Source organism: Aliivibrio fischeri (assembly GCA_038993745.2).
GTDB classification, from domain to species: Bacteria; Pseudomonadota; Gammaproteobacteria; order Enterobacterales; family Vibrionaceae; genus Aliivibrio; species Aliivibrio fischeri_B.
This window is the reverse complement of record CP160630.1, coordinates 959,297-984,916: the sequence shown is the minus strand read 5'-3', so window position 1 is coordinate 984,916 and position 25,620 is coordinate 959,297. Positions and strand designations below refer to the sequence as shown.

The window sequence follows — 25,620 nt, the reverse complement described above, 5'->3', positions numbered from 1 at the left end:
CTAGGGGGCAAAAATAATATGTTCAAAGAAAATGGCACCAAAGGTGTTTAATGTGACCAATTTTTTTATGGCGATGTAGCTAGCAAAAGAGACAGAGATAGCCAAGCTAAGTAAAGGTAATTGTTTATCTAAAGCAACATACACAGCAATAGCCAATACCATTAAAAACAACGCAATCTTTTGATTTTTTTGAATGTGTTCTTTAAAGAAAATAAAGCCCATAAAAAACACCATTACAGGTGTAATGTAGAAAGCTAAAGAAGCCGCCATAATATTATTACTGATGGTGGCATAAACAAAACCGAGCCAAGATAGGTTCATTAAAATACCGGCAGCAGCAGCTAAGGTAATGTTTTTAGGGGTGCATTGGGCTTTATTGATTAATTTGGGTTTGTAGGCGAAAAGCGCCACTAAGATTATAGCTGACCAAAAAATACGACTTGATAGGATCAACATAGGTTCCATCGTACCAAGTTGATGGAAATAGATAGGAACTAATCCCCAAACAATAAACGCTAATGCGCCAAAAAACGCTGACATTATGAACCTTAAATAGTTAATAGCGATAGAGCTGTGATTTTATGCTTATCAAGGTGTTTTGGCTATTTTTTCCGTATAGCGAATACATGGTTTTTTAGAAGTGGTCTATAGTAATAATGTGTAAATATTGAGGATGAATGAGTAAGGAGCGAGTATGAATAATCAATATGTACCCCCAAAAGTTTGGACATCAGAAACGGACAGCAGCGGTCAATGGGCGAGCATTAATCGACCATACTCAGGGGCAAGGCATGAGCGAGAATTGCCTATTGGTGAGCATACTTTACAGCTGTACTCTTTAGCGACACCAAATGGGCAAAAAGTGACGATTCTATTGGAAGAATTGCTCGCATTAGGGATTAAAGAGGCCGAATATGATGCATATTTAATTAATATTGGGGAGGGAGATCAATTTGCATCTGGCTTTGTTGATATTAACCCAAACTCAAAGATCCCTGCGTTAGTTGATCATTCTGTTGATCCTGAACTTCATGTATTTGAATCTGGTGCAATTTTATTATATTTGGCTGATAAGTTTGGCCATTTTATTCCTAGAGAGCTCTCTGCTCGTACTCAAGTATTAAATTGGTTATTTTGGCTTCAGGGCTCGGCTCCATATTTAGGAGGTGGTTTCGGTCACTTTTATACGTATGCGCCAGAAAAATATGAATATCCTATTAATCGATTCTCAATGGAGGCAAAACGCCAATTAGATGTGCTTGATAAGCAGCTTGCTACCACCAAATACATTGCTGGTAATGAATATAGTATTGCTGATATGGCTATTTGGCCTTGGTATGGCAATCTAGTATTAGGGAATTTATATGCAGCAGCAGAGTTTTTAGATGTTGAAAGTTATGTGCATGTTCTTGAATGGGCGAAAGAGATAGCGCAACGAAAAGGGGTTCAACGTGGACGTATCGTAAATCGTTCATGGGGCGAACCATGGGAGCAAGTGCCAGAACGCCACAGTGCAGAAGATATTGATTTTATTTTGGATCTACAACCTAAGTAAATCACGCATTGTTTTACGTTTTAATACAAAAGGCGACAGCATAATACTGTCGCCTTTGTTGTTTTATCTATTCGCATTTTCAGATTTAGTTTATCTAGCTAGTGAAGCACTACATTTCAAATAGGAAGTAATAACCATAGCCAACCACAAAGGCAGGAACTGCTGAGTAGAAGGTTGCAACCATGGCTGCTTTTGGAGCTAGTGCAATCGCAGGGAACAGTGCATCACCATCATTTGAAATTGCATTTGAAAGTTGTGCAGACATTGGCATAGCTCCTGATAGATATAGACTAGTTACCAGAATTTGAGGGCCACAGCCTGGCAGTAAACCAATCGCTAAACCAATTAATGGCATCCACATTCCATAACCTAAAAACACCGTGTGTAAGTTGATACCAGAAAAGTAAGTGGTTAATTCAAAAATTAAGAAAGCAACAATAACCCAGGCAGAAACAAAATTCGTATCTTGTGCTGCTTTTTGTATAGGGTGAGAACTTACGCACTTATTATCTTCAGAAACTGTCGATTGATAATCACTGATCTCTTTAGTTAATGCCCATAACATCATGCTGCCAATCGCTAATATTGCTCCAATCCATTCAATGCTATGTTCTGGCAAGTGAAACAATTGGTTAATATCGACTTGGAATGAGCCTAAAACCGCAACAATTGTCGCTGGAATTAATACTAATTTCCAAAAAGTACCTTGTAGATTAATCGCTTTTACTTGTAAACATGGAATATCCTGTTTAGTTGGTTCTTTAATTTGTGGTGATTCAGGACGCAAGAAGTCATCTTTATGGATAGCGTTTACTACCATTCCTGAAACAATACCAACAACAACGCCTAATGCCATTACACCAAACCCAACTTTTGGTTGAGCTGCAATTAATAAGAAAGCAGCATCTCCCATGGTTGCTGTTAATACCGCAACGACAGAACCGAACCCTACCTTCCCGCTAATATATTGAGTCGTAACAACAATAGCACCACCACAGCCTGGTAGTGCACCAAGTAGAGATGAGAAGACAACTTGGTTAGTACGAGATTTGTTATACAAAGCAGTAATACGATTGGTTTTACCCATGATATTTGAAAGGTAATGATAAATAACTAAGGTAAAAGCCACGTAGGTTGAAACCGCCCAAAAAGCATCAGATAGAGTTGTAACGGTAAGGTCTCGTGTTGTTTCTGCACCAACTAATGCTAATAAAGTGATAGGTAATATTAAGCGTTTATGTTGCAAAGAAAATTGCGACAACGAAAGCGATTGAGAAAATGAATTAGTAGTCATCATAATAAAAAAACCATTAGTAAATGCGAATGATTATTAGTATATGCAAATGAGAATTATTATCAACTATCATTTTGATAGGTTTTATCAATGATGGTTTTTATGGTGTAAGGGGACTTTATAGCTGTTTTAGAATAAAAATCTGCATAGTTATTTTATGACAGAGAATAGTTAATTAAATCGTGATAAATGTTAAATAAAAGTTGTGATAGTGCGCTTGTTTGATGATATCAAATGCTACTGATTAGAGATAAGTTTGCTAATATCAATGCCAAAGAGTGAGCCAAAGAGCTTAACAAGTAGCAGTTAACAGTCATGAGGGAATATATGAAAGCAGTTGAATCAAACTTTGATGGGCTCGTTGGGCCTACACATAATTACAGCGGCTTGTCGGTTGGTAATATCGCCTCTAAAAGCAATCAATCTGGTGTGTCTAATCCCAAACAAGCAGTAAAGCAAGGTTTGGAAAAAATGAAAGCATTGCATGATATGGGGTTTGTTCAAGGGGTGCTTGCACCACAGGAGCGTCCAGATATCCATACACTTCGACGTTTAGGTTTTTCTGGCTCTGATTCTGAAGTACTAAAAAAGTCATATCAATATTCACCTCAATTACTTGCTGCTTGTTCTTCTGCATCAAGTATGTGGACTGCCAATGCTGGCACTGTTTCTCCAAGTGCAGATACAGCTGATGGGAAAGTCCATTTCACACCAGCGAATTTAATTAATAAGTTTCACCGTTCGATAGAGGATCAGGTCACGGGGAATATTTTAAAAGCCACTTTTTCTGATGAGGACCACTTTGTTCACCATCAAGCATTACCACACAGTGATTATTTTGGTGATGAAGGCGCTGCAAACCACACTCGTTTTTGTCGTGAGTATGGTGAGCAAGGGGTTGAGTTTTTTGTTTTTGGAAAAAGCGCCTTTGATGAGAGTTACCTTGCTCCGAAAAAATACCCAGCACGTCAGACATTAGAAGCGAGTGAAGCCATCGCTCGTACACATGGTCTACGTGAGCAATTCTCTGTATTCGCACAGCAGAACCCTGATGTTATTGATCAAGGTGTCTTCCATAACGATGTAATTGCTGTGGGAAATAAGAACACATTGTTTTGTCACCAACAAGCTTTTCTGAATCAAGAAAAAGTGAAGTCTGATTTAAGTGCTTCTTATGGTTCTGGCTTTAATGTTATTGAGGTACCAACTGATAAAGTATCCGTTCAAGATGCAGTAGAAACGTATCTGTTTAATAGCCAGTTAATCACTAAATCTGATGGAACTACTTTGATTATTCTTCCTGAACATTGTCGTCAAAATTCAAGAGTATGGGCTTATTTAAATGAGTTAGTAGAGCAAAAGTGTGGTATTGATGAGCTACATACCTTTGATTTAAAACAGAGTATGCAAAATGGTGGTGGACCAGCGTGTTTGCGTTTGCGAGTCGTGTTAAATGAAGCTGAGCAAAAGGCGGTAAATCAACATACGTTAATGAGTGAAGAGCTATTTACGACTCTTAATCTATGGGCAGATAAGCATTATCGAGACCGTATTGAAGATAAAGATCTTGCGGATCCTCAATTGCTAGTAGAATCTCGCGCAGCATTAGATGAATTAACGCAAATTATGCATTTAGGTTCTATTTATCCATTCCAAAAATAGCGGAGTAATCTGTTATTTTTAACGTTTATCCAATTGATAATTAAATAAAAAGCCTTAAATTTAGGACCGTTTAAGGCTTTTTAATTTTTGAAGTTTACATTGTAAATTTTAGTTTTTCTTTAGTGTTCGCATACACTCATTAAGTCATCAATAAAATGGTTAAGTGCTCGCTTTTCAATGGTTCTTATCTTTTGTTGTTGTGTAGTACTTAACATGTGGTACATACTGGCGGCACCAAAATCACCAAAGATAATATTTGCTTCATTATCAAATAACGTGTTGTGTGCGTATAGATCCCCATGACACACTTGATTATCGTGCAGGTGATTGAATACATTGCACATTTCTGATGTCATTTTATTTATTTTTTCGAGTGATAAACTGAACCCATTAGGAAAAGTATCTCGTGTACAACTTTCTAAACTAGGTGGTAAACCTAAGTTTTTGTAATGTGCAGGGATCAAGTTCATGATCAACGCGAGATGATTTTCTTCATTAACTTGTGCTAACGATTGTACCAAACTTGGGTGATTGCCTACTTTTAAACACGCTTGCAACTCATCTTCAGGGTATCCATCACTTGTGACTTCGCCTTTAAATACTTTAACAGCGATTTCTTGTGGGAAATCCGTTTGCGCTTTATTCCAACGACCTTTAGAAATAACGCCAGATGCGCCTTGACCTAATACATTTTCTAACGTGTAGTCACTTGAAGAGACCGTAGGTACTGATTTGATCTTTAGATCTGATTTACAGAATGGATTACCAGCAAAAGCAAACCAAGCCAATTTTGGTAAATCAAGTAGTTGATCTGGACATTTTGTTAATTGATTTGCAGAAATACGCAGTAATTCTAAATTATGCAGCTGAGATAAATTATCTGGTAGTTCGGTTAGCTTATTTCCGGCTAATGCCAGTTTTTGCATTAAATTACATTCACCTAAAGCATCTGGCACTGTTTCGAGTTGGTTGTCCGTTAAGATAAGCCAGCGTAATTTCGGTGGAAAAGCGTTTTCGGAGATCTGTTTAATCTGGCATGACTTAAACCCAATCATTTCAAGGTTTTCACATTGTGCCAGAGCATCAGGAAATACAGTAAACGGGTTATTTGATGCAAAAAAGATCTTTAATTTCGATAATTGATTTATCTCATTTGGTAGCGTAGTTAGTTGATTGTTTGATAAATCTAAGATCTCTAATGAATCCGCAAGAGATAAGATTTCTTTTGGAAATTCAGTGAGTTGTTCACTTAATTGTAATCGGGTGATTCCTTGTAATTCACCAGATTGTAACTGCGCTAATGTGTGCAAATCTTTTACCTATTTAATAACAATATTGTTTTTGAATATTCAATCCGTTGATTGTACGGTTTTGGTGGATAAAAATCTAACATATCAAAATAGTTATATTCGATATAACCTTCATATCATTGGCTCTGAAGTATCCATCGAGTATCGTCCCTTTGTTGATAAAAATATTTATATAAATGCATTGCTTTGACTTTGCTTATAACTATAGGGGGTATTGAAATGAAGAAGTGTACGACAAGATCGTTATTTACGCTTGTTGGACTGTCTATTTTTAGTGGTACTGTGCTTGCTGCAGACAACCAAGATGATGTTCAAGATATGTCTGATCCATTGGCCGTTTATACTCAAGCTGGTGCAGGCTATACCGATAAGGGACTGAACTTAAAAATAGGTCAAACGTATGATACGGGCAGCGATATTACGATGGGGATGAATATCATCGAAATCAAAGGTATTGCTGGTGAAGCTGTTGGTTGGAATGGCGATGCTCGTGCAAATAATGATGATAGTATTGACTCTATACGCTTCCGTAATTTTAGCGTTGATTTAACCAATGGGCGTGGTGCTCAGGTTGATGTTGACTGGAATTTTGATCGTAACCAAGGCTCAGCTTCTTACAGTTTTATACAGGTTCTTCCAAAAATGGGACCTGTTAGTTTATATCCTTTAGCTGGTTTGGGTTTAGCTGCTGGGGAATCTTATGATGTAGGCGATCAAGGCGCGGCTCAGGCACAAGATCGTTATGATTTGCATGGTTCTTTTTATGTAGCAGGGCTGTATAGTAAAATTGAAATTACCGATAAAATTTGGATTAACTATAATCCAATGTATTTAGGGACAATTTCAGGATCTGATGAATATAAAAATAATGCTTACGGTGTAGATAACGACGCAATGTTAACTCATGAAGCCGCAATTAGTTATCAGATCACGAAACGATCTAATATTCGTTACTTTGCTAATTGGAATGAAGATACACACTTTGCTGATGGTGATCACCGAATTGAATTTAACTATCAATTTTAATGATCCGACAAATTAAAATGGCTTACCAACTCAATTGGTAGGCCATTTATTTTTTCTTTAAAAAGTAAAGTTTACGCCCACAAAGTGGATTCTGCCGTCGAAGGTACCATTCACATTTAAACGATCCATATCAACAGAGCCTAAATCGGCGTATTCATAAAACATATCCATTGTAATACCGTCCCATGATGTGGATGCACCAACAGAGTAGCGATATTGTTCACCTACCGGTAAATCTACCCATTGCATCGAAGGATCATCTTGAGGTGAGGTTTCATATGAGAATCCAGCCTTTAAACGCCAATCAGAATTTAGACGATAATCAGCACCGATGGCAAATTTCCATACATCATCCCAATCTCGTTTAATTTCGGCACCACCATTACCTAGGTTTGCGTCTAAAATGGTCGAATCCCAGTGGCTCCAACGGTGCAGCTGTATGCTACTTAATAAGTTTATATCTTTACTTAATGCATAACTGGTGCTGAGGTCAACAATATCAGGCATGATCATTCCACTCGAAAGCGTTGGATTAAAATTACCTAAGCTAATGTTATTATTAAATTCATGCTCAAGTTTTGAACGGTAGCTTAAGCCCATGGATGCTTGTTCTGAAACTTGATACATAGCGCCTAAATTATAGCCATATGCCCAATCTGAATCTTTTTCAGCAGTAATACCTGACATTGATTGCTCAAAAGAAGCCCAACTAAATTGTAAACCAGCCCCTAATGATAATCGTTCATTTACTTGATAACTTAAAGCAGGATTTAACTGCATTGCAGTCAAGCTGATATCTTCTAATAGTTTACTGCCAGCCCAGTCACTACCATAGTCTAAGCTTGAGCCTCCAACAGCGCCAAGTGCTAAACCAAAGTGTAATTTGTCTGTTATCGCTTGAGTATGAAAAGCGCCAGCTGAAGGTAAAATTGAATGTGCTTTGCCGTCTTCTGAACCATTGTTATCATTAAATTTCATTTCTAAATCAAACGCCATGGCATTGATGGTTGTTTTACTCTCTCCCATGTAGGACATGGTGGCAGGGTTTGTCCACATTGCAGCCGCAGATTCAGTGTAAACGCCGTCTCCTGCGCCTGTTGTACCAGCATTCGCAACGGTTGCTTCCTGAAGAAATAATCCGCTAGAAAAGGCATTAAAACTGAGCAAAACAGCAGAGGCAGTTAAAGAGTAGCTAAAAAAGGGTTTCATAAAGTGCTCTTATATTAATTATCAAAAGGGCATGAAAAGTACTCATGCGTATAATAAAAATGCGATTAGTCACAAATTTATTTTTGGTTTTATGATAAATAAAATTAAATACCATTTAGGAATAATGAATATTCCAAACCGTAATAAATAAAGGCGCTGTCATATTTAACTATGGGATGATCTTTTTGTTGAAAAGTATCGTAATAACAAAAAGATAAGAGTAATGGAGAGAATGATGTTTAAAAGTATAAGTAAAGTGGGTTTTGGGGCTGTTATTTTGATGATGCTCAATGGATGTTTGGGAATGCCAAAAGGCGTAGAACCCGTTACAGGCTTTGAGTTGAATCGTTATCTTGGTACTTGGTATGAGATAGCTCGTTTGGATCATTCTTTCGAAGATGGTTTGAGTCAAGTAAGTGCAGAATACTCAATCAATGAGGATGGCAGTGTAAAGGTTATTAATCGTGGTTTTTCAGATCAAGATCAACAATGGAGTGAGGCTCTAGGTAAAGCAAAATTTGTTGATGGAAGTGATGAGGGGTATTTAAAAGTTTCTTTCTTTGGTCCTTTCTATGGTTCTTATGTTGTTTTTGAGTTAGATAAAGAAAATTATCAATATGCTTTTGTTTCAGGTCCTGACCTCGACTATTTATGGCTACTTTCACGAACTAAAAAAGTGGACCAAGAAGTGATTGAACGTTTTGTATCAACCGCTCAATCACTTGGTTTTAAAACAAATGAACTTATTTTTGTTGAGCAAAAATAATAAAGCGAGATATAGCAAATAAAAGAAATGGCACTCATATTAAGTGCCATTTTTTATATGGAAATCTGACGGCATTTTAATTAACGAGCTAATTTATGATGCGCTCGAGAGAAGTGCCCCGCACAGAATGCCCCTACGATGGATAACTCTCCAGCTAAACATAAAGCAGCACATACTTCAGCCAGTGCTTGAGATTTACCTGCACCATGCAATCCCATTAATTCTAAGCACGCTTTTTGGCTTGGTAATCCGGTACCACCGCCAACTGTACCAAGCATAAGGTTAGGTAGAGTGACACTTGCGTATAAGTCACCATTTCTATCCACTTCAATGCGAGTCATCCCAATGGCTGATTCAGCCACACATGCCGCATCTTGCCCGCAAGCGATATAAAGAGCGGCAAGGGCGTTAGCATAATGTGCATTAATACCAATGGTTCCACTGAGTGTGGCACCAACGGTACTCATTTGGGTAAACTGCATCATTTTTCAGGGGTAGTGTGTAGGTACTTTTTCACTAACTCCGCAGGGATGTGTGCTTCTGCAGTGACTTTTTTACCTCGAACACTACGGAGAGTTTGACTACTGGCTTTTTTGTCTCCTGATAAATTACCATCTAAATAGGCATTTTCAGGTGTGATAGGGGAGTTTTCCATGATGTAGCTAAACACAGCATTGGTCGCAATGGTTACCATGTTTTGTCCTGAAGCATCACCAGTTAAAAACTCGAATACCAAATAAACATGATTGCCTTCAATACTGATATTAATGTCGCTGAGTTTCCCATGAGAAGTGGTGGATTCAGCCAGTTGTTTGAATGTGTCGTATTGAGTCACCGCCCATGCCACAAATTGTCCCGCTTCGGCTAGACCAAAAAAAGCAAACGCAGGCGTTCGTGTTACCCCTTCGTTTAACAGCATGGCACTTGCGCCGCCACTTGCCGTCAATAGCTGTGCTCCACGGTTATAAGAGGCGACTAAGGCGGCTTCTGTGGTGGCTAGTGGCACCAAGTAATCATCATTGGCAAATAAGCCATTCACACGTAATGGGCCTGCAAGACCAACTGGCAGTTTAACAGTACCAATAAAATGCTCGATGTTTTTCTCGTACACATGCATTTGATTTTGTGTGTGTGGATCGAGAAGTTCTGATTGAAGTTCAGGTTTTGCAAGTTTATCCCAACGACGAGTAAGATTTTTTTCAGTTAGGTAAGGGCTTGGAGTGATTTTGTTTAGTGGTTTTTCAAAATGAGGGTTGAGCGATTGCTCTAATTTATCTGCAGAGATATCGCCTCCTAAGATTGATACATAGTCACGGCGATGCAGATTCAGTTTTGGCATAAGAACATATTAATTACAGCAAATGTTGAATGAGATTCTACTGTTTCGTATCAGATAAACAAGGATAATGACAAAAAGCGTTACAGTTTTATCTCTCAATTTTGAACCAAAATAACGACAAATTTTTTCGATTCTTACGATAAATATTCATTATTGGACTACGTTTAAAGAATGTTAGTTAATGCCGTCGACAACTTGTTAGATTACAAGGATTGTTAGGTTATGCTTCGATATTCCAACGAAGTATTTTCTTTTGATGGCCCTATTGTGTGAGGTCTAGATTTGGAACATTCGGTTAATTTGGAACGTATCCGTGCTGAGTATAATGTAAAGCACTGGAGCCAAGGTTTTTATGGTATTGATGACAATGGTGAGGTTTATGTTTCACCACGCACTGACGCGAGTCACCAAGTTCCACTAAGTCATATTGTGAATCAATTAGAGCAGCGAAATATTGGATTGCCTGCTTTGGTTCGTTTTCCCCAAATCGTTCATCAGCGTGTGCATAATATTTGTAATGCATTTAACCAAGCGATTGATGAATACCAATATGAAAACCACTATCTTCTTGTTTACCCAATTAAAGTAAACCAGCAAAAAGAAGTGGTTGATGAAATTCTTGCAAGTCAGGCGCAATTAGAGCAGAAGCAATTAGGTTTAGAAGCAGGCAGTAAACCTGAACTATTGGCCGTATTAGCGCTAGCTCAAAAAGCGAGTTCAGTTATCGTATGTAATGGTTATAAAGACCGTGAGTATGTTCGCTTAGCACTGATTGGTGAGAAACTTGGTCACAGTGTTTTTATCGTTCTAGAAAAATTATCAGAATTAGATTTAGTTCTATCTGAAGCAAAAGCATTAGGTGTTAAACCGCGTCTTGGCTTGCGCATTCGTCTTGCTTCTCAAGGTGCAGGAAAATGGCAAGCAAGTGGTGGTGAAAAATCGAAATTTGGTTTGTCTGCTTCTCAAGTATTAACGGTTATTAATCGTCTAAAAGCAGAAGACCAATTAGATATTTTAGAGCTTGTGCATTTCCATTTAGGCTCACAAATGGCAAACATTCGTGATGTTCGTAATGGGGTGAGTGAAGCGGCTCGTTTTTACTGTGAATTACGTGATATTGGCGCAAAACTAAAATACCTCGATGTGGGTGGTGGTTTAGCGGTAGATTACGATGGAACTCGCAGTCAATCATCAAACTCGATGAACTACGGTTTGGCTGAATATGCGCGTAATATCGTAATGACGATTGGTGATATTTGTCAGCTTTATTCACAACCAATGCCAGTGATCATCTCTGAATCTGGTCGTTCGTTAACAGCGCATCACGCGGTGTTAATTACCAATGTTATTGGTACAGAAAGCTATACGCCTGAAGCCATTGAAGCGCCTCGTGCTGATGACCCATTGTTATTACACAACATGTGGCGTAACTTAGAACAGTTAGAAAACGGCAGCGATGATCGTGCGTTAATTGAAATTTATAACGATACTCAATGTGACGTAGCAGAGGCTCATAATCAGTTTGCGACAGGTATGATTAACCTTCAGCATCGAGCATGGGCAGAGCAAGTATCATTACGTATTAACTATGAGTTAAGCGTAAAAATGAGTACTAAGAACCGCTACCACCGTCCAATCTTGGATGAGTTAAGTGAGCGTTTAGCGGATAAATTTTTTGTGAATTTCTCTTTGTTCCAATCATTACCAGACGCGTGGGGTATTGATCAGGTGTTCCCTGTGTTACCACTAAGCGGTCTTGATAATGCGGATGAGCATCGTGCTGTTGTATTGGATATTACGTGTGACTCAGACGGTACGATTGATCAATATGTTGATGGTCAAGGTATTGAAACAACGTTACCAGTACCAGCTTGGAACCCTGATGAGCCTTATTTAATGGGCTTCTTCTTAGTGGGCGCATACCAAGAGATCTTAGGTGATATGCATAACCTATTTGGTGATACTCACAGTGTTGTTGTTAATGTTGATGAAAACGGCGAAGCAAATATTGATTACATCAATGAAGGCGATACCGTTGAAGATATGATGCGTTATGTACATATCGATGTGGATTTGATCCGTCAAAATTACAAAGACATGGTAACAGCGAAAGTTGCAGAAGAAGAACAACAAAGCGTGCTTGAAGAGTTAGAGCAAGGCTTAATGGGTTACACCTATTTGGAAGATTTTTAATGAACGATTTATTCACCAAAAAAGATTATTCATTGTACTCAAATGCAATGACATTTATGCGTCGCCCATTGGTACAAAACCCAATTGATAACGATGCAGATATCGTAGTGTTAGGTGCACCATTAGATATGGCAACCTCAGGTCGCCCTGGTGCGCGTTTAGGTCCTGATGCGATCCGTCGTGCATCAGTAAATCTAGCGTGGGAAGGTAAAAAATTCCCATGGGATTTCAATGTATTTGATCATACAAAAGTGATTGATTCAGGTGACCTTGTTTTTGATACCGGCGATGCAGAAGATTTAACGATACGCCTTGAAGCTGCTGCTGATGCGATCCTAAATAGTGGTAAAACGCTATTAGGTTTAGGTGGTGATCACTTTATTACTCTGCCTTTGCTACGTGCTTACGGTAAAAAATACGGTGAAATGGCATTAATTCATTTTGATGCACATACTGACACTTACAGTCATGGTAGTCGTTACGATCACGGTACTATGTTCTACCATGCACCAAACGAAGGGCTTATTTCACCTGAGCATTCTGTTCAAATCGGTATTCGTACTGAGTATGACCAAAAAGATCACGGCTTTAATGTGATTAACGCAATGCAAGCCAATGACATGAGTGTTGATGCTATTATCGAGCAAGTAAAAGGCATTGTTGGTGACAAACCAGTATACCTAACGTTTGATATTGATTGTCTTGATCCTGCATTCGCACCGGGTACAGGCACACCAGTTTGTGGTGGCTTGAATTCAGATAAGATCTTAAAAATCATCCGTGGTTTGCAAGGTATCAACATGGTTGGTATGGATGTGGTAGAAGTATCACCTGCGTATGATCAAAGTGATATCACGGCATTGGCTGGTGCAACGATTGCTTTAGAGCTTCTGTATGTTTGGACTGCGAATCGTTTAAACAAATAAGCGTGATAAGCTGAGTAAAAATAAACCCGTTGAATGAGAGTTCAACGGGTTTATGCTTTTCAGGATTCAGGTTATTTAAAGCAACGAGATTGTGACACTTGCGCTTTTTTGTTTATAGCTTGCATCACAGCGTTAGGGGTGGTTTTATACAAACGGTTTAAAGACGTCGTTGTTTTTAATTCTGTTTGCAAATATGAAGTGTAATCTTTGAATTTATTCATCTGCTTAGAACCGTAATTTTGTTGGCATGACTGAATCCAATCAACATAATGATTAAAGAATAGGGACGCCTCTTTGGTTGGCATTGCAGTCATTAAATACGCCATATCACGACTGGTTTGAAAGTGCTGAAAATCAATGGGTGTATCCCAATATCCGCCCCAATAAATGAATCCATTTTGAGCAAAAATATTAATCACTTCCTCTGCAAATCCCTTTCTATCTTCCTTACCTAAACGTTGCAGCATTCGGTTTGAATATTCATGACCTTTTAATGGTTTAAAAGTCGCGGTTCCCCATGAAGTAAATTCAACAAACGGATTCTGTAATGGGTTGATATCAATAGCTGTGCCATAAGCATGTAAAGAGAGAGAAGATTTACCGACAATAGGTCGATAGTTAAATGCTGAAGTGTTGTTTGCATCCATGGATTTATTATCATTACCAGCGTAATTCTCAATGGGTTTTGCTTGGGCAATTGGAAAGCTTTGCTGATACAACTCATCAAAAATACGTTCAACATGAGGCGTCACTGCATCTAAGACAACAAGTTTACCTGTCGCTGTTTTCCCATTAAACGTGTAATGCTTAAAGGTGACGTTACGTAAGCGGTCACATTGAACGGGTGCTTTAGTTGACATTACGCCTTTACCAATCATTGCTTGGCATTGCGCTGTCGTTAAATTAGATATATTGGCAAAACTTGGGGCAGAGCAAAAAAATAATACTAAAGCAGTAAGAAGGCGGTTTTTTTCATGTAAACAGTCCTTATTAAGAAGGTAACTTGCTGTATTTAAAGTGACTATGCCACGAAATTTTCTCTTATTCTAGTTGTTCTAGTTGTTCTAGAGTTCAGATTAATAAACGTATTTGAGTGTGATTTTCATTCCAAATTAAATATCTTATGATTTTGCGAGCCAATCAAAGGAGATTGCTAGACATAAGCATATTGTATAGATAGAATTTTGATGTTTTTTGTTCTGTCTATAGATAAAAGTAATAATTACTGATTTTGAATCGTTAATGATTATATTAAGAGTGCTTAATACGTCATGAGACTGCTATAGACGTAGGAGTAGTAGGTAAAAATGTCGAACAAATTTAAAGCTGTAGTTGAAAAGTTTCGTTCTTTTCCTCGCCGTATTCGCTGGAGTACGTATGCATTAAGTGCTTATCTTTTATATGCTGCATTGTTTGGCTTACTGGTACCATATATTGCTAAGCAGCAGATCCCTGAACAGCTTTCTAAACTTATAGAACGTCCTGTAACGTTAGCTGACGTGACGTTTAATCCTTTTACTCTTCAATTAGATCTTCATCAGTTTTCCATTCAGGACGCTGAATCTTCAACTTCCTTTGTGCGCTTTGAGAATGCTGGCGTAAAAGTTAACTTTTGGGAGTCGATTTTTAATGCAGCAATTTCAGTTGAATATATTGCATTAGATAAACCTTATGTTGATATTGAACGTTTAAATGATACCGAACAATCGGTATTTAATTTCAATGATATTTTAAGTGCTGTTGCACGTAATTTGGCTTCAGAAGAAAAAGTAGAACCATCAATAGAAGAGCCAATTGATCGTCATAAAGCGTTATTTCCTGTTTTGATTAAACAAACAAGACTAGCTCAAGGTCATGTCAGATTTTTTGATGGTGTCACTGAAACAGAGTTAGTCTATCCAGATATCAACTTCACGTTGGGTTCATTTTCTACACAAAGCTTATTAACTAATGCTGAGTATAAGAATGAGTATCGTCTACAAATTACAGATGCAGATTCGGGCAAGGTAGAGCTCAAAGGTCAAGTGCAATTAAAACCGTTAGAAGTGGTCGGTGATATTCATGTTCAGAAGATTGAATTACCACGCTTATGGGGCTTTATTGAAAAAGACATTATTGCCAAATTAACCTCAGGGAATGTGAATTTTTCATCGAACTATCATGTGGCTCAAACCATCGGTGATACTGAAAGTGACGATACGATGAGCATCACTACTGATGAAGGCGTCTTCTCTGTTAATCACTTAAATTTTAATGCAGAAGATAAATCCATTGTTTCACTGCCTAGTTTCTCCGTAAAGGGCATTGCAACGAATGTAGAAAAGCAAACTGTTACGATTGCATCTGTTACTTCACAAGGCTTACAGGTTTCAGCAAAAGTGGATGATAAGGGCGCAGACCTTGTTAATTTATTCACGCCTAAGTTTATTGCTGAAGCACCAAAAGAACATAAAGATGATTCAGTAGAAACAGAACCAAAATCTACAGAAGTTTCCCCGTCATGGTTGGTAACGCTTGATGGTATAGAAATTAAAGATTACCAGCTAAATGTAGAAGAAAAGGTTATTACTAAAAAAGCTAACCTGTGGCAGATTTCTCCTATTAATTTAACGACGAGTCAAATTGTCAGTGATTTATCTAAGCCTATTGATTTTGATTTCTTTGCTTCAGTTAATAGCAAAGGGGATATAAGCGTTAAAGGCCAGGCTGATGCTAAACAACAAGCCGTAATGGCTGATATTGATGTTAAATCATTAAAACTTGCTCAGTTTCAGCCTTATTTAGCAACAGCAGTAAATGCTACGCTCACTAAAGGTGAAGTGAATACACAAGCTAAGTTAAATGCTAATGCAGAAGGCAAGGTTATCGTGAATGGTGGGGTGCAAGTTAATCATCTTTCTATTCGTGATAATAAGCTGAGAAAGCCGTTTGTAAAATGGCGCTCATTAGCGGTGAACAAATTTGATTTTGATTTACAAAAGTCTAAGCTAGCTATTGATACACTAAGTGTTAGTCAGCCTTATGCTCGAGTGGTGATTAACAAAGATCGTTCCACCAATATCGGTGATTTGATTGTTGCCCAACCTAAAGCTAAAAAATCAAAATCGACAACGAAGAAAAAGGGTCAGAAGCCGTTTGCATTAAGCGTTAGAAAGATAGCGTTTAATAATGGTTCGGCTTTCTTTGCTGATAACTCACTGACGCCGAATTTCTCTTCTGGTATCGAACAATTAAAAGGCAACATTGGCCATGTATCGAGTATTCCAGGAACAAAGGCGACGGTTGATATTAGCGGTAACATTGAAAAATACGCACCAGTAAAAGTGAAGGGGGAAATTAACCCATTACTGAAGCAGCCGTATTTAGATTTGGGTGTGGTATTTAAGAGCGTAGAGTTGACGACGGTAAATCCGTATTCAGGCACATATGCAGGTCACTATATCGATAAAGGGCAATTAACCTTAGCGCTTAATTATCAGTTAGAAAATAATCAGCTAAAAGGTGAGAACCATGTGATTATTGATCAGCTGCAATTAGGTAAAGCCAGTGACAGTGATTTAGCAACCTCATTACCATTAGAGTTGGCGATTGCTTTATTGCAAGATAATGATGGAGTGATTGATCTTGGGGTTGAAGTATCTGGTGATGTGAATGATCCAGAGTTTAGTTTAGGTGCTGTTATTTGGAGTACGATTTCAAATATCATTACTAAAGCGGTTACTGCACCATTTTCATTTATCGCAGGTCTTGCTGGCTCTGATGAAGAATTAAATGTGATTGCCTTTCAATTTGGTACTGATGACTTAACAATAGAAGAGCAAGAGAAACTACAGACGTTAGGTAAAGCATTAGAAACTCGTCCTAAACTAAAATTAACTGTTGATGGCGCTGTGAATGCCCAAGAAGACAGTAAGGCGCTTGAGTTAGAACATTTTAATCAATTGTTAGTGAAAGCGGCTAAAATTCCAGAAAACGAATTACCTCAAAACTTAACAGCGAGTTCAATGCCAACTTCGGGTCCATTATCAGACGCTTTGCAAAGTATATATAAAGCGGAGTACGGTGAAAAAGCCACTGAAGTAAAAGATCGAATTGAAGACGAAGAAGAAGCAAAAGATATAGAGTTAACGGATGAAGAGTTAAATAAACGTTGGCATATTGCTTTATATAATTTGGTTTTAAATAAGCAAAAAATAAATGAAGGCGAACTTGGGCAATTAGCTCAACAGCGAGCTCAAGCAGTAAAAGCGTATTTGGTGGATGTGGTAAAAGTTGATGCCGCTCGTGTGTTCTTACTGGATAGCCGTTTTGACATAGAACAAGACACCAGTAGCGTATTATTATCGTTAGAAGCTAAGTGATACTAATCCACATAAATATTTGATCATTCTTGCTTGTTAAAATCGATTATAGCTGCGTTATAAATTTTGTAATTAGAGCCACTAGTTACTGCAATTTATGCCTTGCTTTAATCGATTTTTCCTACGCAATTATCTGATCAACTACTTATCCGGATTGGTATAAATTTTTACCTAGGACTAAAAAATAAAATGGCGCATCAAGATAGGATGCGCCATTTTTCTATGTAGTGATCATCTAATTTATTAATTAAAACGGCATTGGGTATTGTCTAAATACCGTATTAATATCTGAAATAGCTTCGTCACTTAATGGTTTTGAGAACGCTTCGATATCTTCTTTTAATTGCTCTAGCGACGTTGCACCAATAATAGTAGACGTGACACCGTCTACTTGATCACACCAAGCTAATGCTAATTGGCAAGGTGTATAACCGTGTTTCTCAGCAACATTCATATAGGCACGTACCGCTTCATTTGCCGCAGGCGTATCTCGGAAAATACCGTTACGTTGTGAGAAGGTCCAACGGCTGCCTTCTGGCATTTTACCATCTAAATATTTACCACTTAACATGCCGCCAGCCAGTGGTGACCAAGGTAGGTAAGCCACATTTTCATGAATACAGTTTTCAATGAGATAAGGCCAGTCTTTTGCGTGCAATAAGCTGAATTCGTTTTGAATTGAAACCATTCTTGGTAAATCGTATTTTTCACTCAATTTTAGATAGGTGTTGATGCCCCACGGAGTATCGTCTGATAGCCCTATATGATGGATTTTTCCTGCTTTAACACAAGTATCTAGTGCTTGTAAGATCTCTAGCATATCGGCTTCTTCTTTCTTCGCATCAAAATCACTAAATTTGAATTGATTAGGAAAGTGCTTACCAAAATGTGGGGAGGTACGGTTTGGCCAATGCAGTTGGTAGAGGTCAATATAATCCGTTTGTAATCGTGCAAGTGAGGCATCAACTGCAGCAATAACGGCTTCACCTGTGATTGCTCCACCATCACGAACCCAAGGCAGTCCCGGGCCTGCAATTTTAGAGGCTAAAATGATATCTTTACGTCGTTCAGGATTTGCCGCTAGCCAATTACCAATGATGGTTTCTGTTTTACCGTAGGTATCAGGTGATGGCGGTACCGCATACATTTCAGCGGTATCAATAAAGTTGATGCCTTGGCTTAGCGCATAATCAATTTGTTGATTGGCGTCTTCTTGAGTATTTTGCTTTCCCCAAGTCATGCTACCTAAACAGATACGAGAAACTGAGAGATTACTGCTACCAAGTGTTGAGTATTCCATGTAAGAAGGCTCCTTTATTTCTTTTTATTGGATCGTTAATTTAGAAAATGCACTAATACTTTCCCTTCTTTTGAAATATTGTTCTTGAGGGTTAGTTGTAATGTGATAGTGACGGATATGGTCAGCATAACAAAAATAGCGATTAAAATAAGCAGTTGATATTTTATAGCAATCATTGGGTTAACCCCTCCTAAGATTTGACCTGTCATCATGCCAGGAAGGGTAACTAAGCCTGTTGTAGCCATTGATGCCATAATAGGAGCAAAGGCTTTTTGCATTGCCGCACGAACAAAAGGAAGGGTTGCATAGTGTGGAGATGCGCCAAGAGCGATGGCGGCATGATACTCACTCTCTCGTTCTTTAAATGCAGTGAATAAGTTTTGCAAAGCAACGATATTTCCACTCAAACTGTTGCCTAATAACATTCCAGCCAAAGGAATTACATATTGGGCGCTATAAAGTGGGGTTGGTTGAATGATTACCGAACTAAGTAAAATGACCAATGGTGAAAGTCCAATAAATAAACCAGTAGCTACGGGAAACAGCAGGCGTCTTTTTGGTAGCTTGGCTTTAGAAATGATAGAGCTAGAGCCGATAGCTATCATTAATACAATCCATAGTGCATTTAACAATGGATCATTTAATTGAAAGACAAATTCAAGATACAGACCAATAAAAGCCAGTTGTGTGATCATTCTAACCACACTGATAATCATGTCTTTAGCGAGATCTAATTGGTAAATGCGATTAATTGAAAACGGAATGATTAATGTAAGACTAAACAGCCCCATTAACGACCAACTGATATCTAAGGATTCTTGCATATTTTTTATTGGCTAATGAATCATGGATAAAGTATCTCAGGATTTACATTATTTCTAAACTATTAAATATGCATAATATTGGGAATGTAACTATTAAAATAGCGATTTACACGAACAAGAGATGTAACCCCAGAAGTTAAACATCAGGTTTGACCACACAGAATAGAAGCAGATATAAACCCCACCTTGTTTGCTTTAGCCGTATGTCTTAAGCAGGTACGACAAATTAATACATATTCGAAGAGCATCTCAAAAAATAGATTTAAATACTGTTTTATTAATAACTGTGATAACTGCATTAGAGTGATTTATTACTCTGTTATATGTTATTTGCACTGAATATATAAACTATTGCAGTGAGGGATCTTAATACTTTTAACCTATAGACAGTATGAGTTGAAATGAATAAATACAGCGAAATATATATTGTATCAACAAATAGTGAATGGGCTGATATCCTTATCGGGGGTTATCTACGATCTTTGTTAGCTATAATTTCCAGCACTTAACATCGCTATCTAATTTGTGGAATATAAGGCCGAAAACGATCGTTATTTATGATAAAGAAAGTTTGGGTAACCCATCATTAAATTTAGTCTCTCCAGGCGAACGTGGTGGAGAGTGGGTCATTGTAAATGCAAAGCAGTGTGATACAGAGAGTAGTGCTGGTTTTATTGCGTTGGGCTTCTCTGGCCTAATTGATAAAGCATATACGATAGAAATGCTGCCTAAAGCGATAAGGACAGTTATTTCTGGGCAGTTATGGTTTAGTCGAGAGGCAATGTCATTGTCGCTTAAACAAGCTACTCATATTGGTCATCAGTCAAATCATTCGATTAATATATTAGCGGTAAAGTATGCGCTTACGGTTAGGGAGCAGCAGGTTTTTCTATATTTATTACAAGGGAGTAGTAATAAGGAAATTGCGACGCAAATGAATGTCAGTCCAAGTACGATTAAATGTCATGTTTCGAGCATTTTATTAAAAACTGGAAAAAATGGGCGTAGGCAACTTTTCTCTTTACTCGTTGATAATGAAAAGAAAGTACTAACACCAACAGTATAGGATGAGTTAGGCCAATAATCCCCCTTTTAAGTGATAACTCTAGACATATGGCCTATATCCTATTTCTCCTTTATCTCTATATTTATAGCGGTACAGTCAAGTTGATGTATATAAAAATAGTCAACTAAGGAAAGGAGAAGACTAATGAAAGGTTTAATTGGTGGAGCTGTTTTAGCTTTATTATGTTCTACAGGCGCAGCTGCATCTGATTGGGTTGTTGGTAGTGATGAAGGGCGTGCAGATTTTCATGTGAAATTTAAAGGTGAAGTTCCTAAGCGCTGTGAAATGGTTGCAAACAAAAATTTAGAAACTATAACGTTTGATTTAGCGAAAGAATCGGATACGAAGAAGTTCGCATTTAAAGCGTGGTGTAACTCGTATGGTAGTAAAGCAAACCTACTTATTGACGGTTTCCAATTTAAAAATGGTAATGGGGATGTGATCCCTATGCAGTATAAGTTTAAAGGGGAAAAAGTTGTAAACGATGGCTCAACAAACGTGACTCGTATTTATAAAGAAATTGATATTAGCAATAGTCTTGATAAATCAATGTCTGCTAAACATGTTTTAAAACTTAAATCGTTACCACAAGTTGGTGCGCGTCATGGTGAATATGCAGGTTCTATGTATGTAAGCTTATTCCATATGTAATGATAACCAGAGTAGTTTTGGGGGGTATAATATCCCCCCATTGAGGTTTATATGAAAAAACAAATATATGTATTTTTATTAACTCTTATTTTTCCATTTCATCTTAGTGCATTTGAGCTTTTTCCGATGGTTAATTTTTTTAGTGACCATGGTAAAGACAGTTCAGGTTTCTTTAAAATTACAAATGCCTCACTACAACCTCTTCCTGTCGAAATTGAAGTAAGAAAAAGACAAGTAACAGGAGAAGAATCGGAAGTTTTGATTGAGAGTGCAGATATCTTTGTTTTCCCTCCACAAGCACTTATTGCTCCCGGCGCTTCACAGACAATAAAAGTACAATATATTGGTTCACCAAAAGAAATTGCAGAATCTTATCGCCTTATTGTAAGTCAGTTGCCATTAAAAGATGAAATGGGTAGCGATAGTATTCAAATGTTGTTCCGAATTGGTGGGCTTGTTTTCGTGTCACCAAATAAAGTTAATGAAACAATAAAAAGTCAATTATCGACAAATGAAAATAATCAATCAGTTCTGATGATTGATAATGTAGGAAGCAGTGTCGTAGATGTAAGTAAACAGACCTGGAATGTCAGTTTAGACGATAAGAAATACACATGGGAATGGTCTGATATTGAACCTTTTATTTCTCTTCAGTATTTAGTTCCAGGGCAAAGTGCTAGTTTGCTAGTGAGTGATTTGACTCAATAATTTAAGTCAATATGAAATGATAAGAAGATAAATAATGTGGCGATGGATTGTCCTATGTTGTGTTTCCTTATGGATAACAGTACCTGCTTTTGCGGCATTTAATTTAACGCTACCGATTATTTATAGTGATAAAGAAATAGGAGAAGTACCTGTTGAGGTTGATGGTATGACATTAACAGGTATTGGAAAGAAAGACTTGAAAGCCATACTTGGAGCGAGGATAAGCCCTGAGTGGTGGCATAATATAGAAAAGAAAAACACTTCCTTAAATGCTTATATTGAACCGAAATTATTAGCTGAAAATGGTCTAGGTATTGAGCTAGATCCTGAAAATTTAGTTATCTTGGTCACTGTGTCGTCTGAATTATTAGCAGAGCAAGACATAAATCTTTCCAACGGATACCCTTTATTTATTCCAACAGAAAGTGGAAATTTTGCGTGGCTTAATAGCATAAATACTCGTTATGACATGAATTGGGATAAAAGTACTGAATCATGGTCAACATCTGTTGATTGGCTATCTCAATTGAATATTGGTGGAGCAAAAGGGGTGAATGCTCTTTTGGCTAATTATATTTATAGCGACCAAGAAGAAACTCGATTTCAGCGAGGTGAATGGAAAGCTTTTTATGATGAGCCTAATATGCCTTTACGAATATCTGTTGGAGATATTAGTAGTGGTGAGTCTGGGCATATTACTAATATCGCATTGGGGGGGATTTCAATTGAAAGTCGTTATGCCGATTTACAGCCCAATAGAGATATTAGTCCTGAAAGTAGCCAACAATTAGTATTACTCGAATCAGCAGAGGTCGATGTTTATGTCAATGGTGAACGCATATCTGGCGGAAGGCTAGAGCCAGGGCGATATAACTTGCAAAACCTAATGCTAGGAAATGGAGCGAATGATATTACGGTTGAGGTGAGTTATGTATCAGGAAGACAAGAAACGCTTAAATTCACACAATTTTATAATAGCAAGTTATTAGAAGAAGGGTTGTTTGATTATGCTTTTTCAAGTGGTAAACCATTAAATTATAACGACGACGGTATTGATTATAGTGATGTGGTTGTAAGTACCGGATTTATTGAGTATGGAGTCCTAAATTGGCTAACTTTGGGAGTTAATGGATTACACACAACCGACGGGCAAGTTATTGGTGGCATAGCTACGCTTAGCTCTGATTTTGGTAATTTAACAGGGCGCTTTTCTGTAAGTGATGGAGAGCAGCATGATAAAGGAAAAATAACTTCACTGGATTACGAGCATAGTGTCATTGGAAGAGGTGATAGCCAATCACCAAATTTACGGCTTGCTATTGAACATTCTAAACAATTTGTTAGTCAGCCGTGGCTAGAAAGCGAATATGAAAATGAATATTTGCGATATTTAGGTAATTACTTTTGGCAGATCACTTCTGAGTTTGATTTAACGTTATCAGGAAGACTCACAACCTATCCAATAGCAGATAAAGAAATAACAGCTACGACACTCCTGAATTGGAGAAAACGTAACTTAGCTGTTGGAGTTGGGATGGAATATGAAGAGTCTGAACGTTACACAGAACCTGATTCTAGAATATTGTTTACGCTAGATTGGAGTTGGTATTCTAAAGATGACGACCACCGAATGGGCGTTTCTTATAACAGTGAAAGTCAGCGTTCAAGAATATATTTAAATAATGAAGGACTTGAACGAGTTGGAGATGCTGGTTATCGAATTGAAGCGGAAAAGGATGATTATCAAGTAAATCAAAAAGCAGTTGCGAGTTATACGGCAAATCGTTTTCGAGTTGAAAGTGAAATATCAAGACATGAAATGCAAGCTACGGGATATGAAAGCTATCAAGCATCGATTAGGGCTTCTACAGCAATAGGTATTGTTGATAATCAAATAGGGTGGGGTCGGGTTCCTTCTGGACCATTTGTAATTGCTTCTTTACATCCAACATTACCAAATAGCAGGGCTGATTTAGACGTTACACAAGATGGCGTAGCAACTGCACAAGCAACCTCATTAATTAACGGTATGTTTTCTTTATCTCAACCTTATGCAACTAATCATGTTGATTATAACGTTATTGATGCCCCGATAGGGTATGACTGGGGAGAAGGACAAATATCATTTACGCCAGGAATCGCCACTGGACATTTTATGCAAATTGGATCAGATGCGTCTTATACAGTGAAAGGTGTCTTGTTATTTAATGATGAAAGCCCCTTGGATTATTATCAAGGAACAATAAAAAATGACCATAAAAGCGTTCGATTTTTTACTAATAAACAAGGTCGTTTTTTTGTTCAAGGACTAACGCCAGGAAAATACACACTGACGCCAGATGGTATGGATATGCCTGATGTACTTATTCAGGTTATCAAGAAAGAAACGAGTTTAGTTGATTTAGGTGTCATCTATGTAACCTGTGAAGGGGGATGTAACAATGATAAATAAAAATAATATAAATTGGTTATTGTGCAGTGCTTTTTATTTGTTGTTCATCGTAATTTGCTTTCCTGTCAATGCAAGTGAACCCGATGAGTCATGTCAAAGTGAGTGGAAGGCTGTCATATCAACTACGCCTGTTGAGCGATCTTTCAGGGATCGTGGTGGATTGTGGTTTCCTGCTTATATTGAATTAGGTCATGCATTCCGACATTGTGCAAAGGCTATTGAAATAGAACCATTAGGGCGAAGTAGTGACCGAATCATCAAAGGCCCACAGAATGACGTAATTTCATCTTTATTTAATTCAGATAGACAACCGTTAATAAAAAATGGCAAAGGGAATTATCAATTGCCTATTTTAGGTAAAAATCGAGTGAAATTTTGGCTATATATAGCAAAAGGTAAGCAACTGTTGCCCGGCCTTTATAGCAGTGAAATGATGTTTTATTTAAGAGATACGATGAGCGTTAAGTCAGAACGAATTGCTTCTTTTAAGTACATGGCAAAACCTTATGTTAATGCAAAAATTAATAGCTATAGTGGGCGTTGGTTAAGTTATTCAGGGAGTACGATCCGATTAGATATGGGTAACTTAACAAAAAGTAATCACAGGACCATTGATTTCATGGTTCAAAGTAACACGAATGTGCGTGTAAAGTTGATTTCTGAAAATAGGGGAGATTTAGTGAATTTAGATTCATCTAATAAAAGGATACCTTATTTTGTAACGGTTAATGGGCAGAAGCGTAAATTAAGTGCACCGATAGAATATGAAGTACGCTCTTTTTCTAAAGGTAAGGGAGAGGTGTTACGAATTCACATTGAAAATCAAGCATCACCCAATGCAATGGCTGGAATTTACCAAGATATGATGACTGTGAGTTTATTTGCACAATAAACATTAATAATCATATACATACAATGATATATGAGATCATTCATTTAAATTTAACACTATCTATCGGTTAATAAAAAAGCCGCTGA

19 protein-coding genes and 1 pseudogene are annotated in these 25,620 nt (G+C 37.7%); 12 read left to right on the top strand and 8 right to left on the bottom strand.

The genetic code is table 11. The features are described from left to right. On the bottom strand, positions 1-540 hold the full coding sequence (locus AAFX60_018520) for an EamA family transporter (GenBank protein XDF79160.1): 540 nt from the start codon (positions 538-540) through the stop codon (positions 1-3). 154 nt (positions 541-694) lie between these two features. On the opposite strand from AAFX60_018520, the gene yghU reads away from it, so the two are divergent. After that, entirely contained in the window at positions 695-1,555 is an 861-nt protein-coding gene (gene yghU / locus AAFX60_018515) for a glutathione-dependent disulfide-bond oxidoreductase (GenBank protein XDF79159.1), read from the top strand. 109 nt (positions 1,556-1,664) lie between these two features. Here the strand turns inward: yghU and AAFX60_018510 are convergent, their stop codons facing one another. Further along, on the bottom strand, positions 1,665-2,852 hold the full coding sequence (locus AAFX60_018510) for a putative manganese transporter (GenBank protein XDF79158.1): 1,188 nt from the start codon (positions 2,850-2,852) through the stop codon (positions 1,665-1,667). A 324-nt stretch (positions 2,853-3,176) separates the two neighbouring features. Between AAFX60_018510 and astB the strand changes: the two genes are divergently transcribed. Continuing rightward, complete coding sequence (gene astB / locus AAFX60_018505) at positions 3,177-4,511, top strand: N-succinylarginine dihydrolase (GenBank protein ID XDF79157.1); 1,335 nt, start codon at positions 3,177-3,179, stop codon at positions 4,509-4,511. Positions 4,512-4,630: 119 nt separating this feature from the next. On the opposite strand, the gene AAFX60_018500 is transcribed toward astB, so the two are convergent. After that, positions 4,631-5,821 carry a leucine-rich repeat-containing protein kinase family protein gene (locus AAFX60_018500; protein ID XDF79156.1) on the bottom strand — a complete coding sequence of 397 codons (1,191 nt, stop codon included), beginning with the start codon at positions 5,819-5,821 and terminating at the stop codon, positions 4,631-4,633. Positions 5,822-6,040: 219 nt separating this feature from the next. Here AAFX60_018500 and AAFX60_018495 point away from each other — a divergent pair, with 219 nt between their 5' ends. Continuing rightward, positions 6,041-6,847, top strand: coding sequence for a hypothetical protein (locus AAFX60_018495; GenBank protein XDF79155.1), 807 nt, complete (start codon positions 6,041-6,043; stop codon positions 6,845-6,847). A 57-nt stretch (positions 6,848-6,904) separates the two neighbouring features. Here AAFX60_018495 and AAFX60_018490 read toward each other — a convergent pair whose 3' ends face one another. Continuing rightward, a complete protein-coding gene (locus AAFX60_018490; protein XDF79154.1) occupies positions 6,905-8,056 on the bottom strand; it encodes an outer membrane protein transport protein in 1,152 nt (383 codons plus the stop codon). Between the two features lie 235 nt (positions 8,057-8,291). Between AAFX60_018490 and AAFX60_018485 the strand changes: the two genes are divergently transcribed. Next, positions 8,292-8,822, top strand: a complete 531-nt coding sequence (locus tag AAFX60_018485) for a lipocalin family protein (protein XDF80159.1) — start codon at positions 8,292-8,294, stop codon at positions 8,820-8,822. Between the two features lie 80 nt (positions 8,823-8,902). Here AAFX60_018485 and AAFX60_018480 read toward each other — a convergent pair. Continuing rightward, a pseudogene (locus tag AAFX60_018480) lies at positions 8,903-10,161 on the bottom strand (hydroxymethylglutaryl-CoA reductase). Positions 10,162-10,443: 282 nt separating this feature from the next. Between AAFX60_018480 and speA the strand changes: the two are divergent. Then, complete coding sequence (gene speA, locus AAFX60_018475; GenBank protein XDF79153.1) at positions 10,444-12,354, top strand: biosynthetic arginine decarboxylase; 1,911 nt, start codon at positions 10,444-10,446, stop codon at positions 12,352-12,354. Beyond that, positions 12,354-13,280, top strand: a complete 927-nt coding sequence (speB, locus tag AAFX60_018470; GenBank protein XDF79152.1) for an agmatinase — start codon at positions 12,354-12,356, stop codon at positions 13,278-13,280. Before speA ends, speB begins: the two co-directional genes overlap by 1 nt. A 71-nt stretch (positions 13,281-13,351) precedes the next feature. On the opposite strand, the gene AAFX60_018465 is transcribed toward speB, so the two are convergent. After that, on the bottom strand, positions 13,352-14,140 hold the full coding sequence (locus tag AAFX60_018465) for a M15 family metallopeptidase (protein XDF79151.1): 789 nt from the start codon (positions 14,138-14,140) through the stop codon (positions 13,352-13,354). A 447-nt stretch (positions 14,141-14,587) separates the two neighbouring features. On the opposite strand from AAFX60_018465, the gene AAFX60_018460 reads away from it, so the two are divergent. Continuing rightward, entirely contained in the window at positions 14,588-17,641 is a 3,054-nt protein-coding gene (locus AAFX60_018460) for a DUF748 domain-containing protein (protein ID XDF79150.1), read from the top strand. A gap of 247 nt (positions 17,642-17,888) precedes the next feature. On the opposite strand, the gene AAFX60_018455 is transcribed toward AAFX60_018460, so the two are convergent. Then, the gene (locus AAFX60_018455; protein ID XDF79149.1) at positions 17,889-18,941 is read right to left on the bottom strand and encodes an aldo/keto reductase; all 1,053 of its coding nucleotides are present in this window, start codon (positions 18,939-18,941) and stop codon (positions 17,889-17,891) included. Positions 18,942-18,976: 35 nt separating this feature from the next. After that, the gene (locus AAFX60_018450) at positions 18,977-19,765 is read right to left on the bottom strand and encodes an ABC transporter permease (protein ID XDF79148.1); all 789 of its coding nucleotides are present in this window, start codon (positions 19,763-19,765) and stop codon (positions 18,977-18,979) included. A 571-nt stretch (positions 19,766-20,336) separates the two neighbouring features. On the opposite strand from AAFX60_018450, the gene AAFX60_018445 reads away from it, so the two are divergent. The 5 genes from AAFX60_018445 (at position 20,337) to AAFX60_018425 (ending at position 25,534) form a co-directional block, all read left to right on the top strand. Beyond that, positions 20,337-20,831 (top strand): response regulator transcription factor, encoded by a 495-nt coding sequence (locus AAFX60_018445; protein XDF79147.1) that lies wholly within the window; start codon positions 20,337-20,339, stop codon positions 20,829-20,831. A gap of 144 nt (positions 20,832-20,975) precedes the next feature. Next, on the top strand, positions 20,976-21,482 hold the full coding sequence (locus AAFX60_018440; protein ID XDF79146.1) for a hypothetical protein: 507 nt from the start codon (positions 20,976-20,978) through the stop codon (positions 21,480-21,482). A 51-nt stretch (positions 21,483-21,533) separates the two neighbouring features. Further along, on the top strand, positions 21,534-22,190 hold the full coding sequence (locus tag AAFX60_018435; GenBank protein XDF79145.1) for a fimbria/pilus periplasmic chaperone: 657 nt from the start codon (positions 21,534-21,536) through the stop codon (positions 22,188-22,190). A gap of 34 nt (positions 22,191-22,224) precedes the next feature. After that, a complete protein-coding gene (locus tag AAFX60_018430; GenBank protein ID XDF79144.1) occupies positions 22,225-24,642 on the top strand; it encodes a pilus assembly protein PapC in 2,418 nt (805 codons plus the stop codon). Then, positions 24,632-25,534: a hypothetical protein gene (locus tag AAFX60_018425; protein XDF79143.1), complete on the top strand. Its 903-nt coding sequence runs from the start codon at positions 24,632-24,634 to the stop codon at positions 25,532-25,534. The genes AAFX60_018430 and AAFX60_018425 overlap by 11 nt, the downstream gene beginning before the upstream one ends. Positions 25,535-25,620: the final 86 nt, after the last annotated feature.

What these genes read in the sequence shown, in the direction of transcription:
- AAFX60_018485 (XDF80159.1), top strand. Translation starts at nt 8,292, where the DNA reads ATGTTTAAAAGTATAAGTAAAGTGGGTTTTGGGGCTGTTATTTTGATG.
- AAFX60_018510 (XDF79158.1), bottom strand. Translation starts at nt 2,852, where the DNA reads ATGATGACTACTAATTCATTTTCTCAATCGCTTTCGTTGTCGCAATTT.
- AAFX60_018435 (XDF79145.1), top strand. Translation starts at nt 21,534, where the DNA reads ATGAAAAAACAAATATATGTATTTTTATTAACTCTTATTTTTCCATTT.
- AAFX60_018430 (XDF79144.1), top strand. Translation starts at nt 22,225, where the DNA reads ATGTGGCGATGGATTGTCCTATGTTGTGTTTCCTTATGGATAACAGTA.
- yghU (XDF79159.1), top strand. Translation starts at nt 695, where the DNA reads ATGAATAATCAATATGTACCCCCAAAAGTTTGGACATCAGAAACGGAC.
- AAFX60_018460 (XDF79150.1), top strand. Translation starts at nt 14,588, where the DNA reads ATGTCGAACAAATTTAAAGCTGTAGTTGAAAAGTTTCGTTCTTTTCCT.
- AAFX60_018520 (XDF79160.1), bottom strand. Translation starts at nt 540, where the DNA reads ATGTCAGCGTTTTTTGGCGCATTAGCGTTTATTGTTTGGGGATTAGTT.
- AAFX60_018425 (XDF79143.1), top strand. Translation starts at nt 24,632, where the DNA reads ATGATAAATAAAAATAATATAAATTGGTTATTGTGCAGTGCTTTTTAT.
- speB (XDF79152.1), top strand. Translation starts at nt 12,354, where the DNA reads ATGAACGATTTATTCACCAAAAAAGATTATTCATTGTACTCAAATGCA.
- AAFX60_018440 (XDF79146.1), top strand. Translation starts at nt 20,976, where the DNA reads ATGAAAGGTTTAATTGGTGGAGCTGTTTTAGCTTTATTATGTTCTACA.
- AAFX60_018495 (XDF79155.1), top strand. Translation starts at nt 6,041, where the DNA reads ATGAAGAAGTGTACGACAAGATCGTTATTTACGCTTGTTGGACTGTCT.
- AAFX60_018450 (XDF79148.1), bottom strand. Translation starts at nt 19,765, where the DNA reads ATGCAAGAATCCTTAGATATCAGTTGGTCGTTAATGGGGCTGTTTAGT.
- astB (XDF79157.1), top strand. Translation starts at nt 3,177, where the DNA reads ATGAAAGCAGTTGAATCAAACTTTGATGGGCTCGTTGGGCCTACACAT.
- AAFX60_018490 (XDF79154.1), bottom strand. Translation starts at nt 8,056, where the DNA reads ATGAAACCCTTTTTTAGCTACTCTTTAACTGCCTCTGCTGTTTTGCTC.
- AAFX60_018455 (XDF79149.1), bottom strand. Translation starts at nt 18,941, where the DNA reads ATGGAATACTCAACACTTGGTAGCAGTAATCTCTCAGTTTCTCGTATC.
- AAFX60_018465 (XDF79151.1), bottom strand. Translation starts at nt 14,140, where the DNA reads ATGTCAACTAAAGCACCCGTTCAATGTGACCGCTTACGTAACGTCACC.